Here is a 13,166-nt window from a genome sequence, read left to right on the forward strand (position 1 = left end):
TAATAGGCTATTTTTTTGAAACTCTTTTTAACCTTTTCTCCCTCCAAATACAGAAAAGAACAGCACATCAATGTGCTGTTCTTTTCGAGTTTATATGATTTATGACACTATATATCCTTAAATAGAATCAAATACTTGACGCAGTTGAGCTGCGCTTTTATTGATCGCCTGCTGAGCGAGTGGAACAAATTCATGAAACCCTAAAAACCCGTGAATCATTGTTTCATAATTTTCGTAGGTGACGGGAACACCATGATTTTTTAATGCGTCCGCGTAGTCTTTTCCGCTATCTCTTAGAGGGTCGTACTGTGCTGTAAGAATGGTAGCGCTCGGCAGGCTCGATAAATCTTCTAGTAATACCGGAGCGTTATAGGGATGCTGTTCTTCTTCTTTATTATTTAAGTACTGAAGGCGAAACCAATCCATAAGATCTTTTGAAAGAAGATATCCTTCGGCATTTTCTTTCATAGATGCAGGGTGCTGATTTTTAAATCCTACAGATGGATAAATAAGCAGCTGATGAACAATGGATGGACCTTGTCTTTGTTTTGCTAAAATGCTTGCAACCGCAGCAAGGTTGCCACCGGCACTATCTCCTCCAACGGCAATTTTGTTTGAATCAATATTTAATTGAAAAGCGTGAGCTGAAATCCACTCCAAGGCGTCATAGGCATCGTTCACCGCAGCGGGAAATTTACTCTCAGGAGCAAGGCGGTAATCAACAGACACTACAATACAGTTTGTTTCATTTGCATACGACCTGCATATGGAGTCATGAGTATCCAGGCTTCCTAATACCCAGCCTCCTCCGTGATAATAAACAAGAGCGGGAAATGGCCCTGTTCCTTCAGGCTCATACACTCGTATAGTGAGGGTACGTTCATTTAATTGGATTTCTTCATTATATACTTTTTTAACTGCTTCTTTAGAAGGAGTTAAAGACATTTTTTCCATTTCCCTCAGCTGCAGGGGTGTAACGTCCTCTAAAGAAGGACGGGGCATTTCGTTATATTGATTTAGAAATATTTGAATATGCGGATCTAACGGCATTTTTCTTCTCTCTCCTTTCAAGGTAACTCTATATGTAATGATGAATGAAATTTCAGAAAAAATCCAATATATTGTCTTCTCGGCAGGCTTTTGTTTGTTTTAATTAAAAATGGGTATAACAATTAAATAAAGAGGATGATATTCGTATATATTTTATTCTCACCTATATAAATATAAATACGTACGAAGGAGGCACAATGATGATTATTGTTTATATAAGCTTAGCTGTTGTTTTGGCATCACTTGCGTATCTTATTTACGCAGGCGTATCATTTAATAAAAAAATCAAGCCAACTGTGAACTCTGTAAACGCCACTTCTCAACATCTTCAAAACGAAACTGATCATATTAAAGAAAAAACAAACCATTTAAAAGTAACACAAGCAGCGATTAAAACGGATATACAGTACAAAAAAGATTCGGTCAAATATACAGCCAACTCATTTAAACAGCTTGTTAATAGCTTTAAACGTTAAAAAAGGAAACCTTTATAAAGGTTTCCTTTTTTATTACATCGCCTGAGACGTATCTTTAGGAGGTGCAGCCGTTTTGTTTCGGTGATAAATAGCATTAATCTCTCCTCCAATGACGAGAATTAACCCCGTTAAAAATAGCCAAAGCATCAGAACAATTACGCCTCCTAAACTTCCATAAGTAGCAGAATAATTGCCAAAGTTGCTTACGTAAAATGAGAACCCTAAAGATGTCAGCTGCCATAGCAGCGTAGCAGCGAGTGCTCCGGGCCATACGTGAGCAAAAGGAAATGTTTTATTTGGCGCTAATCTGTATAATACGGATAAAACAAGTACCATAGTGCCGACACCAACAATCCAGCGCAGAATATTTAAAACCACTGTTGTACCTGAAGGAAGAGAAAACCATTCGCTTATCCAATTTAACAAAACCCCTCCGAACACTGGTAAAAGAAGCGATACAACAATTGTTACAATTAATCCAATTGTTAAAAGAATGGACAAGCCTCTTACTTTAATAAACGAGCGCTGTTCTTTCACGTCGTAGGCTTGGTTCATTGCACGAATAAAGGCGTTCATACCGTTTGAAGCGGACCAAATGGTTCCTAAAATCCCTACAGTCAGTAACCCGCCGTTTGGTTGGCTCACAAATTGAGCTACGTTATCTTTAAAGATTGCAGCCGTTTCTCCCGGCATAACGCTTTGAAGAAGATCGATTGCCTCTTCCGGTTTAATCGATAGATACGGAACAATCGATATCAGTAAAATAAGCATAGGGAATAATGATAGCATATAATAATAGGCTTGCTCAGCCGCTAGTCCCGTTGCTTGGTCTTCTTGAATTTCTTTACCAAGACTTTTTCCAAATGATAATAGCTTTTTCATGATAAACCTCTACTTTCTCTTTTTTTGTTCTTTTCCCATTTTATGCACTTTTCAACCTTGAAAGTGGAGAATTTCGAGCAAAATCTCAAATCAAGCGACCATGAGAAAGTAGAATGATGTTTCCTACACAAAAAAAGTTCCGGCTCAAAAGAGCCAGAACTTTTCATCAAAGTGTTTATGTAGAGCAGACTAGCGAATGTGTCCTTGTGCACCGCTTAATTGCTGCTGCGCCATTGCAACAAGATGCTTCGTCATTTCTCCACCAACAGAACCATTTGCGCGAGCCGTCTGCTCAGCGCCAAGCTGAACGTTAAGTCTTCCCGCGATTTCCGTTTTTAACTGATCAAGAAGCTGTTCAGCACCTTGAACTAAAATAGGATTACGATTTGCCATGTTTATCACTCCTTTCCTTCAACAGCTTATATAGGTTAATGTTCCTTTCACTTGAAATTTTATACAACATCCTTCAAAAAAAAAGATCCCTGGCTATCGCCGAGATCTTTTTTTCTTTTTAAGCTTTTCTACACTCGTTCAAGAGGCATTGTGCAGCAGCGGAAAGAACCGCCGGACTTAATAATTTCAGATATATCAACTTCAATCACTTTATAGCCTCGTTTCCTTAACTCTTCATTCACTTCTGTATTTATTGGCAGACTGATCACCCGTTGATTACCGATGGATAATACATTGGTTCCCATCGTAAACTGCTCTTCTTTTGTTACTTCAATTAAGTCATATTTCATGCGAAGTAAATTTAATTCTTTCTCATGTAAAGCGGGTGAAAATACAAGCGCTTCTGTAGGTGATAAAATATTTAACACACAATCAAGATGAAGATAAGACCGATCAATAGGAATCGGAACAACCTCATACGCTGGAAGCAGCTCTTGGATATGCTCCACGCCTTCTTTACTTGTACGGTCGCTGAGTGCAATAAAAATAGCTTGTCCATCAATCAGCACATCTCCACCTTCAATGGAGTGGTCCGGTACCTGATGGAAAGGAATACCTTGCTGCTGCAGCCAATCGGCTAGCACTTGTTCTTCTCCGCTTCGAATTTCGCTGCCCATTTTCGTGACAATAACGGTATCTCCGAGCGTATAGCCAATATCCCGTGTAAATACTTGTTCTGGAAATGGCTCTTGTGCAGATAGTCCGATGACTTCAATCCCTTCTTTTTGAAGACATTCGACAAATTGACGGTGCTGCTTTGAAGCTAAGCTCTCATCAATGTTTTCGTCCGCATAATGCTTTTGTGTTTCATTAATAATTTCTTCAATTTTCATATATGTAGGTGGACAAACGACCACACGTTTTAATGTATCATACTCATTTTTACATCCATAACTATTCGTCATTTTAGCTGGCTGTTTCATTTGCATCTTTTTAAATCCCCCTTCGTGCATTTATGTACAGTGTTCCCTAAATCGCCTGAAACATAAACACGATTTTGCTAAGGAAACACCCCTGCGCATCTATCTGAAAAGCTTTTTCAGGCAAGAAAAACAAAAAAACACAATACTTCTTCTAATTACAATAACTGTTAGTATAAAATAGTCTAGTAACTGTACAAAAAATTGGAGGTAAATATGAATAAAATAGCGAACGCATTATATGCGGGCAGAAAAATTTTATTACTACTGTGGGTCATCCTAATTGTCGGATTTGGCTTTTATGCGGCTAAGCTTCCTTCTGTGCTTGGAGGAAACGGATTTGAAATGAAAGGAATGTATAAAGATACCGAGCAGCTTTTAGTTAATAAATTTGATGTTAGCGAAGCTCAGATCATCGTTTTGTTTGAAAAAAAAGACGGAGTTTCTGACTCGAAATTCCAGCAAACGATCGCTCAGTATATGCAAAAAGCAAAGGACAAATCAGACGCGTCGAAAGTTGACATACCAACGGCTTCTAACAAGATGATAAAAGGAAGCACAGCGTATGGAATTATCCACTTTAATCACGATGATGGAACGATGGATAAACGAGTGGAAAAGATCAGAACTCTTTCATCTGAAGAAAAAGAAGTTAGTGTAAAATTAACCGGTGGTCCTATTATTGAAAAAGATATGAATACAGCAAGCCAAGCAGATTTAGCAAAAGCAGAAGCCATTGGTATTCCTGTTGCTTTAGTTGTGCTTCTTCTAGCTTTTGGCGGCGTGATAGCCGCTGCAATTCCTCTTATGATAGGAATTGTAACCGTCGTTACCACCATGGGCGTTGTCTATTTCTTTCATCCGTACACAGAGCTGTCCATCTTCATTTTAAACGTGATTCCAATGATTGGATTAGCTCTTAGTATTGACTTTGCCCTTTTATTTATTAATCGCTTTAAAGAAGAAATTCAAACGAAATCGGTAGAACAAGCAATCAAAATCACCATTCAAACAGCGGGACGCTCGGTCATCTTCTCAGGATTATGCGTATTTATTGGATTAGCGGGAATGCTGTTTATTCAAGTTGATATTTTTCAAAACGTCGCTCTTGGAGGAATGGCTGTTGTTTTTATTGCTGTGTTTTCAGCTCTTACGCTGCTTCCTTCCATACTGGCTATACTAGGTACACGCATCAATCGTTTACGCATCTTAAAAATCAGTGAACAAGGCGGTCAATCTAGGTGGCGTTCATTCGCTACATTTGTCATGAAAAAGCCTGTAGCTATGACGATTGTTTCTCTTATTATTCTGTTAGTAGCACTTATTCCCGTTCGAGACATGCATCTAGAAATACCATCTTCAGAAGCGCTGCCAACAAAATACGAGTCTCGTCAAGCTTTTGACACGTATAACGATACGTTTATAAATAAAAACACGGCAGACGTTTATTTTGTGTTAGAAGCTAAGCAAGATATGCTGAAGGAAAAGCCTTTAACAAATGCCTTTACTTTTATAAAACAATTAAAAGAAGATTCGTTAGTTAAGCAAGTTGATTCTATTTCTACCGCTTTAAACGTAAAATCCAGTAATCAGCTTCAAGCTATGCTGAACAACCCGCAGATAAGCATGCAGACAAAGCCAGCTGTAGATTCGTTTATTAACGAACATTATATGCTCATAAAAGCTACGCTAGATACAGACCAAAATTCAGATCAAGCAAAAGATTTTGTTCGAAAATGGAAAGAGAAACGTTCACCTTTCACCGTTCATATTGGCGGCTATCCAAAATTCGAACAAGAAATATTTGATGAAATTTATAAAAAGGCGCCTTATGGCCTGGCTCTTGTTTTATTTTCAACGTATGTCATTTTAATGATTGCTTTTCGTTCCGTCCTGATTCCTTTAAAAGCTATCATTATGAATATTTTAAGCTTAACAGCTACGTTTGGTTTACTTGTATGGCTGTTTCAAAATGGACATTTAGGTCTTACCCAATCCAATATCGCTTTAGTGCTGCCGGTCTTTGTTTTCGGCCTTGTATTTGGGCTTAGCATGGACTATGAAGTCTTTTTGATTTCACGCATTCACGAAGTGTATCATCAAACGAAGGATAACAATGTAGCAACGGTAGAAGGCCTAGCTTCCACTAGTAAAATCATTACGAGCGCTGCTTTAATCATGATTGTCATTACAGGAGCCTTTGCTTTTACAGACGTAACGCCTGTTAAACAAATGGGTGTAGGAATTGCCTTAGCTATATTTATCGATGCAACGATTGTCAGAATGCTTCTTGTCCCTTCTCTTATGAAATTGCTTGGAGATGCCAACTGGTGGTTTTTCACTAAAAAAAGCGATAAGTCCAGTTCCAACGAACAGGTAAAATCATGATAAAAAAACCCGCTCAAGTGAGCGGGTTTTTCATTGAAGATTTCTTTATCGACTTAATTTAGCAAAAGCGATAATGCCTTCTTCATCGTCTAATTCCAGTTCTAGTCCTGCTGCGTATGGGTCTACGTTCATTTCCGTATCCAGCCAATAGCGCAGCGCTTCGATAATGTTCAAAGTAATATGAACCTGTTTACGATCATGCACGTATGACTCTGCTGAAAAACCGTAGTCATCATCATACATTAGCTCAATCTCTACTTCTTGAGGCTGAACTTGTTTTTTTTCTGCGATATACAAACACATCGCATTGATAATATCTTGTTCAGAAATTTTTATTGTCTCCAAGATTTCACTTCCTCATTTTTACGCTTGTTGCTACGTACGCTTTGGAATAACTTTACTACAAGAAGAATTAAAGCTACAATCACAAGCATATTTACCATAAAGCCTAAAATTGGGCCTAATGGTCCTAAGCTAGATAATAAGCTTCCAAATAATAAGCCCGCAATTCCTCCCATTAAAAGACCTTTCATTAAGCCGCCGCGCTTTGAACCAGCTGCTGTACTTTTAGATGAGGAGTTTTTAGACGTATTGTTTTGCTTAACCGAATTACTGTTATTGTTTTTAAATAAGCTTGATTGGTTATTGCTTCCGCTGTCAAAAGAGCGCTTTCCTGATTTATACCCTTTTGCACTTGCTACGTTTGAACCGTCATGAATAAGTGATCCACCGACTGGTGAAAACACAACCGCTAATGCGATAAATGCGGCCAATAATTTTTTTACCATTGCTTTCCCTCCACTAAATGACTAACGTCACATATGTTTTTTCATATATGATTTCCATATATGTTCCTACGTTTCATCATACCAAAAGGTTTCACTTTTTTATATAAAAATGCGTCAAGCTCCATCAAATGTTCACAGGATTAAACATTTGCACGTATTTCGTGCTTATATAACATCAGTTAAGTATAAATCAAAGGCATTCATAAAACTAACAAAGGTCCTTCATCTTTATTATATATAGCTTATTTTACACTTCGCCGAAAACATTATCTAAAATTTCTATTTTTGAGGTAGTGACTTTTGCAGAATTCTTTGTTTGCTCCACTAATTTAATAATGTCTTTATGGGCCTGCTTAGCACCTATTATTAATAAAGGAACACCTATTACATTAATCTTTAACCTTCTTGAAAACAAACCTCCTAGTGTCATAGATAAAGGTACGGTGGGAGATGTATTGGAAAAAAGTATTTTCGTTTGTAATTCTCCTTTTTTATTTAGCAAATTGGCTAACTCATACATAGCAGGAACTACTACTTTTGAAGACCCTCTCCCTAATGTATATACTTCATTTTTTTCTTCATCATATCCATGAAAAATTAACTTCCCCATATCCTTAGAAGTCAATTTATTAAAAACATCAATATTTAATATTTCTTTATCAGTTGGTTCTCTATTAGCAGGGAGCTTTTTCAGATGGTAAGCAGCTGCCAATGCTGATGAATGTGTGCCTCCGTAGCAGTTATAAATATAAATCATCTTGTCATCTCCTAAATAACTAACTCTCCTTTCATTATAATCAAAATTTCTCTGCTCCATTCTTAGATTTCCAGAAGAAATTCTGTTCTTTCCCTATTAAAACCTGTACAAAAAACATCCTGGAATACAATTGTTACACTCCATTCTTTGCTTCCCACAACTACTTCCCTCTTGGTTGAAGTTTAAAAAGATTCAAGAAATTCTTGGAAATAGAGACATTCAAACAGTAACATTAAAGGATCTATATACTTATATAACGAATAACATATAGGAAAAAGATTTAATGAATGGATGAAATTTGTCTCTGAAAGCTTCTAACATTGCACGTTTGTAGTTAATTCGTCTTCAATACTTCATATTATATACTTGCCCTTTCATAAATAAGAGCTTTCTCTTATATGAATATGTATAGATAAACTAAAGTTACAAAGGAGAGATATGATGTTGAATGAACAGCTCCCATTATCAACAGCAAATTTATCAGATGCAATGGAAGGTGCCAACCACTTAGACTTTTCTATTAAGCCCTTGCAGCGTCATTACAAACTATTCGGGCCGGCTCTTACCGTAGATACGCCCGCTGGCAATAATTACTCAGTGCTTGAAGCGATTCGACTAGCGGAGCCGGGAAGTGTGCTCGTTATTGATGGTAAAAGCTACTGTAACCGTGCCTTAGCAGGAGATTTCGTAGTAGCCATGGCGAAGCTTGTTGGAATAAGCGGTATTGTACTAGATGGGGTTATACGAGATCAAGAAGACATCGAAAAGCTCGATTTCCCCGTATTTTGTAAGGGCTCTACGATCGCAGCAAGCAGCAAAAAAGAAAAAGGAAAGGTAAACGAGATCATTTCCTGCGGGGGCGTAAAAATCCGTCCTGGAGACTTTATTGCAGGTGATGACGGTGGAGTGATTGTCATTCCCAAGGAGCAAGCCGAAGAAGTATTAGCAAAAGCGCGAGAAAAATGGCAAAAAGATAAAGACCGAGAGAACGAAGTATTAATTAGCAAAGAAACGGTATATACCTATTTAGATAAAGCCCTAAAATAAAAGACCTCCGCTTGGAGGTCTTTTATTTGTCATATTGTAAAAATTCTAATCGATTTCCAAACGGGTCATGGACAAAAAAACGCTCTCTCCCTGCAATAGGCTCTTCTTCAGAAAGAACGCAGCCCGAATGTGCCAATTTACGTCTAAGCGTCTTGATATCTTCCACGACAAAAGCTGGATGCGCTTTTTTAGCAGGTATGTAGTCATCTTGAATACTGATATGCACTTCTTGAGTCCCACATTGAAACCATATGCCGCCTCTGTGCCTTAAATTTTCCGGCTTAAGAACAGTTTTCATTCCTAAAAGATTTTCATAAAAATTTCTTGCTTCTTGCTCGCATCCTTCTGGACCAAGAAGCTGAACATGATCAATTCCCAGAAACATCCACAAACCCCTTTCAAAAAACGTCTTCCTAAAAGTTATTAATCAATGACTCTAGGATTATGAATAACCTGCAGCTCTTTTACAGCTTGCTTCATTTCGCTTTTGCAAATTGGACAAGTTGGCTGATCTCCGCTTTTAAAGTTATCTCGAACCCAACAATTACACGTATCTGATGTACATTCCCAAACTTTTGTTTCTTCAATAACAGCCGGCTCTAAATTTTTACGATTATACATACACATCGTCTCCTTTAAACAGTACTTTTTAAGTGGATAATAAATGAAGATTAACTTAGCGTGTAAATGCGGTAAATGGTGCAAGATAAAGTGATACTATACATCCGTAAATCAATCTTTGAGGAATAATACGGCGTCTTGAAAGACTAAAATAAAAATGAAGTTATAACAAAGCAGATAGCAGTTGCTTTTCTTAAAACAACGGGATAGTCTGAAAAGAACAAAAATGAAGATCACAAAAATTATATATTTTACTATTATAACAGAGTTTATAATTTTTTACAAATCAGCTTCCATTTACTTGTTTTGCTTTTCATAAAAAAAAGCGAGCACATGATTAGGCTCGCTTTTGATTTCTTATCGAGTTTGTCCGTTTCCACTCATAATATATTTAATTGTCGTAAGTGCAGGAAGTCCCATTGGACCACGTGCATGAAGCTTTTGAGTTGAAATCCCAATTTCAGCTCCAAATCCTAAAGCTCCTCCGTCAGTAAAGCGCGTAGATGCATTATGATACAGTGCGGCTGCATCAACTAATGACATAAAGCGTGAAACGGCTTGTTCATCTTCTGAAATGATGGCTTCGGAGTGTTTTGTTCCATATGTTTCGATATGGTCAATCGCTTCATCCACACTCTCTACTACTTTCATCGCAATTGCTAAGCGTAAATACTCTTCAGCCCAGTCTTTTTCAGCCGCTGGTTTTGCTCCAGGAATTTCACCTACTGTCGCTTTGTCACCATACACTTCAATACTATGATTGTTGAATGCTTGAATCAATTCATCTTTATGAGAATCGAGCCAGTTTTTGTGTACAAGAACCGTTTCTGCTGCGTTACACACCGCTGGTCGATCTGTTTTTGCATTAATTAAAATCGGAATGGCCTTCTTAACGTCAGCTTTTTCATCGATGTAAATATGACAGTTTCCGACTCCCGTTTCTAACACGGGAACGGTTGCGTTATTGACGACCGCTTGAATCAATGAAGCCCCTCCGCGCGGAATCAGCACGTCAATATGCTCTTTCATTGTAAATAATTCTTGCGTAGCCGCACGATCTGTACTTGAAATAAACTGTACCGCTTCTTTAGGAATTGGCGTTTCATCAAGAGCTTTGTGAATAATGTCCACGATAGCTTGGTTAGATGAAATAGCTGAAGAGCCGCCTTTTAACACAATAGCATTTCCAGATTTCAACGCTAGCCCTGTTGCATCTACCGTTACGTTTGGACGTGCTTCATAAATCATTCCGATCACGCCAAGAGGCACCCGTACTTGCTTTACATCTAAACCGTTATCCAATGTCCAGCTTGATAAAATATCGCCTGTTGGATCATCTAGCTCAGCAACTTCACGAAGGCCGTTTGCAAATTCTTTTACACGTTCCGCTGAAAGAGCAAGGCGGTCCATAAGCGCTTCGTCAAAACCTTTTTCTTTCCCGTTTTTTAAGTCTACTTCATTTGCTTTTAAAATATACTCCGTGTTGCTTTCAAGTGTAGAAGCAATCGTTAACAGCGCATCGTTCTTTTGCTTTGTTGTTAGTAAACTTAATTGCTTAGCTGCTTTTTTTGCTGAAATAGCTTGTTCTTCTACTGAATACGTTTCATTTGTTTGTAACACCAAATCACTCCTGGATTCGTTTTAGTTTTGTTTGATTTTAAAGTGTGAGGCATAAGAGGTAAATGCAATCATGCAAAGAAAAGGAAGGGCTCCTTTTCTTTACAGCATGTTTGCTTACAAACCGACCGGTACTGGAATTTCTAAGTGACACACTAGACCTTCGCTGTCAACAATCGGTTGATCAATTGGCTCATTCAGTGCAAGTTCATCAGATGAATAATTTGTCACGCCAAGAGCCAGCTCATTGTCATCTTTATCTAGAATACGTACAACTGCTCGTTCACTAAAGTGTCCTTTAATATATTTAACATGCTCGCGAAGTAAAGGCTCTTTATCTTCAATAATTGCACGTTTCGCGGCATCTTCGACTACTATTTCCCCTTCAGGACCAGAGTTAAACGCAATCCACTGCTTTTTCTGATTAAGGTTCGCAGAATCATCTTCAGATTCAAAATACGTTCCTGTTGCATCTCCGTCAACCGCTTGTGTTAAAATGTTTGGCACGCCAGCTCTTCCTAAAAATGCTGGAATTCCTGACGCCATAGCGATTTTGAACGCGTCAATTTTCGAGCGCATGCCGCCTGTTCCAACTGAACTTCCTGAATCTCCTGCAGATTCTTCGATGTCTTGCGTGATTTCCCCTACGTGAGGAACTAATTTTGCATTTGGATCCTGACGAGGGTCTGCGCTGTATAAGCCATCGATATCCGATAAAATAATAAGCAGGTCGGAATCCACTAGTCCAGCAACTTTAGCTGAAAGTGTATCATTGTCGCCAAATTTTAATCGATTGATGGTTACCGTGTCGTTTTCATTGACAATTGGTACGATACCACGTTCTAACAGCACATTAATTGTATTTCGTGCATTGTTGTAACGATTTTCGTCTGAAAAATCGTCTCTCGTAATTAAGATTTGAGAAGCAACGTATCCATGTGATAGAAACAGTTCTGAATAAGCCTCCATTAACAGTCCTTGACCAATTGAGGCAGCTGCTTGTTTTTCAGGTAAAGAGCTAGGTCGCTCTAAGCAGCCAAGCTTGCGGTATCCTGCAGCTACAGCTCCTGATGAAACCAATAGCACTTCATGACCGCTATCTTTTAAGTCTACGACTTGATCCACAAGGCGCTCGAGCTTCCGTCTGCTGATTTCACCGTGTGAACTTGTTAATGAACTACTTCCAATTTTAATTACAACCCGCTTCTTATTGTCGGGACTCATCAAATCACTCCTAGTGTGTTCTGTATGTTTTCTTGTTTATGATTATTTTTTTGTGGTGAGGAATTCACGAAGAAGATAAGTGACGAATTAATTAGTACTTGCCACTTTTTGTAGTTGAGCACTCATTTCTTTTGAACGCTTTGATGCTCCTTTGACTGCTTGCATCATTGCTTCTCCGCCGCCGTGTTTAGCTAAGGCGTCTAAACCAGCTGCTGTTGTACCGTTTGGAGACGTCACATTTTCACGAAGCTCCGTCGGCGTTTCATCTCTTTCCATCATCATTCTTGCTGCACCGTAAATGGTTTGGGCGCCAATTTCACGTGCTAGCTCAGGATCGAGACCTTCTTCTTTAGCTGCTTTTTCGATATGCTCCATAAGGAAATAAAAATAAGCGGGTCCACTTCCGGCAATTCCTGTGAAAATGTCCATTTGAGGCTCATCAATCACGTACACTTTTCCGATTGCAGAAAGCAGCTCTTTTGCTGTTAGCACAGCATCCATTGCAGCATATTGACCTGGAGATATAGCCGTTGCTGATTGCTGAATCATACTTGATGTATTCGGCATCACTCGAATGACCTGCTGTTCATCATGCAATAACTCTTCCATGTAAGAAGATGAAATCCCTGCAAGAACAGATAGGACAAGCTGGTCTTTGTTGATTTGAGGCTTTAATTCGTTTAATGCCTCTTCAGCGCCTTTTGGCTTCATCGCTAGAATAAAAACGTCAATGTCATCTGTTTTCAGCTCGCTGCGCTTTACTGCTTTGATACCATATCTATTTTCAAGTTCGTGCAGTCGCGCATCATTGCTGCGATTTGTTACGATAATATTTTCAGCAGGTAATTTCTTTGCATTGACCATACCAGAAATCATCGCTTCTGCCATTGATCCAGCACCTAAAAAAGCAACTTTTTGTTTTTGATCCATCAAATCTCCCCTG

General features: G+C 38.5%; 15 protein-coding genes. 3 read left to right on the plus strand and 12 right to left on the minus strand.

The window, feature by feature from the left end:
• Positions 1-117: 117 nt before the first annotated feature.
• Entirely contained in the window at positions 118-1,050 is a 933-nt protein-coding gene (locus ACRPLY_RS02180; protein ID WP_098112591.1) for an alpha/beta hydrolase, read from the minus strand.
• A gap of 200 nt (positions 1,051-1,250) precedes the next feature.
• On the opposite strand from ACRPLY_RS02180, the gene ACRPLY_RS02185 reads away from it, so the two are divergent.
• Positions 1,251-1,526, plus strand: coding sequence for a hypothetical protein (locus ACRPLY_RS02185; protein ID WP_034266052.1), 276 nt, complete (start codon positions 1,251-1,253; stop codon positions 1,524-1,526).
• A 33-nt stretch (positions 1,527-1,559) separates the two neighbouring features.
• On the opposite strand, the gene ACRPLY_RS02190 is transcribed toward ACRPLY_RS02185, so the two are convergent.
• The 3 genes from ACRPLY_RS02190 to ACRPLY_RS02200 all read right to left on the minus strand — a co-directional run bounded on the left by ACRPLY_RS02190 (position 1,560) and on the right by ACRPLY_RS02200 (position 3,790).
• Complete coding sequence (locus tag ACRPLY_RS02190) at positions 1,560-2,408, minus strand: YihY/virulence factor BrkB family protein (protein ID WP_028413391.1); 849 nt, start codon at positions 2,406-2,408, stop codon at positions 1,560-1,562.
• A gap of 189 nt (positions 2,409-2,597) precedes the next feature.
• The gene (locus ACRPLY_RS02195; RefSeq protein ID WP_013056997.1) at positions 2,598-2,801 is read right to left on the minus strand and encodes an alpha/beta-type small acid-soluble spore protein; all 204 of its coding nucleotides are present in this window, start codon (positions 2,799-2,801) and stop codon (positions 2,598-2,600) included.
• Positions 2,802-2,929: 128 nt separating this feature from the next.
• Positions 2,930-3,790 carry a dimethylarginine dimethylaminohydrolase family protein gene (locus ACRPLY_RS02200; RefSeq protein WP_034266049.1) on the minus strand — a complete coding sequence of 287 codons (861 nt, stop codon included), beginning with the start codon at positions 3,788-3,790 and terminating at the stop codon, positions 2,930-2,932.
• A 207-nt stretch (positions 3,791-3,997) separates the two neighbouring features.
• Between ACRPLY_RS02200 and ACRPLY_RS02205 the strand changes: the two genes are divergently transcribed.
• Positions 3,998-6,169, plus strand: a complete 2,172-nt coding sequence (locus ACRPLY_RS02205) for an MMPL family transporter (protein ID WP_432231517.1) — start codon at positions 3,998-4,000, stop codon at positions 6,167-6,169.
• A 45-nt stretch (positions 6,170-6,214) separates the two neighbouring features.
• Here the strand turns inward: ACRPLY_RS02205 and ACRPLY_RS02210 are convergent, their stop codons facing one another.
• The 3 genes from ACRPLY_RS02210 to ACRPLY_RS02220 all read right to left on the minus strand — a co-directional run bounded on the left by ACRPLY_RS02210 (position 6,215) and on the right by ACRPLY_RS02220 (position 7,714).
• On the minus strand, positions 6,215-6,514 hold the full coding sequence (locus tag ACRPLY_RS02210; RefSeq protein ID WP_014460159.1) for a YxcD family protein: 300 nt from the start codon (positions 6,512-6,514) through the stop codon (positions 6,215-6,217).
• A complete protein-coding gene (locus ACRPLY_RS02215; RefSeq protein ID WP_033578944.1) occupies positions 6,502-6,957 on the minus strand; it encodes a hypothetical protein in 456 nt (151 codons plus the stop codon). Before ACRPLY_RS02215 ends, ACRPLY_RS02210 begins: the two co-directional genes overlap by 13 nt.
• Before the next feature lie 247 nt (positions 6,958-7,204).
• Positions 7,205-7,714, minus strand: coding sequence for a DUF3189 family protein (locus ACRPLY_RS02220; RefSeq protein ID WP_043982658.1), 510 nt, complete (start codon positions 7,712-7,714; stop codon positions 7,205-7,207).
• 441 nt (positions 7,715-8,155) lie between these two features.
• On the opposite strand from ACRPLY_RS02220, the gene ACRPLY_RS02225 reads away from it, so the two are divergent.
• Complete coding sequence (locus ACRPLY_RS02225; protein ID WP_034266024.1) at positions 8,156-8,761, plus strand: RraA family protein; 606 nt, start codon at positions 8,156-8,158, stop codon at positions 8,759-8,761.
• Between the two features lie 22 nt (positions 8,762-8,783).
• Here the strand turns inward: ACRPLY_RS02225 and ACRPLY_RS02230 are convergent, their stop codons facing one another.
• The 5 genes from ACRPLY_RS02230 to proC all read right to left on the minus strand — a co-directional run bounded on the left by ACRPLY_RS02230 (position 8,784) and on the right by proC (position 13,153).
• Positions 8,784-9,146, minus strand: coding sequence for a VOC family protein (locus tag ACRPLY_RS02230; protein WP_013056991.1), 363 nt, complete (start codon positions 9,144-9,146; stop codon positions 8,784-8,786).
• Positions 9,147-9,184: 38 nt separating this feature from the next.
• The gene (locus ACRPLY_RS02235) at positions 9,185-9,382 is read right to left on the minus strand and encodes a cold-shock protein (protein WP_013056990.1); all 198 of its coding nucleotides are present in this window, start codon (positions 9,380-9,382) and stop codon (positions 9,185-9,187) included.
• Between the two features lie 357 nt (positions 9,383-9,739).
• Positions 9,740-11,002 (minus strand): glutamate-5-semialdehyde dehydrogenase, encoded by a 1,263-nt coding sequence (locus ACRPLY_RS02240; RefSeq protein WP_325076814.1) that lies wholly within the window; start codon positions 11,000-11,002, stop codon positions 9,740-9,742.
• A 114-nt stretch (positions 11,003-11,116) separates the two neighbouring features.
• Entirely contained in the window at positions 11,117-12,223 is a 1,107-nt protein-coding gene (proB, locus tag ACRPLY_RS02245; protein ID WP_028413398.1) for a glutamate 5-kinase, read from the minus strand.
• 87 nt (positions 12,224-12,310) lie between these two features.
• Positions 12,311-13,153 (minus strand): pyrroline-5-carboxylate reductase, encoded by an 843-nt coding sequence (proC, locus tag ACRPLY_RS02250; protein WP_028413399.1) that lies wholly within the window; start codon positions 13,151-13,153, stop codon positions 12,311-12,313.
• Positions 13,154-13,166: the final 13 nt, after the last annotated feature.

The organism is Priestia sp. TGN 0903, from assembly GCF_050846855.1.
GTDB classification, from domain to species: Bacteria; Bacillota; Bacilli; order Bacillales; family Bacillaceae_H; genus Priestia; species Priestia zanthoxyli.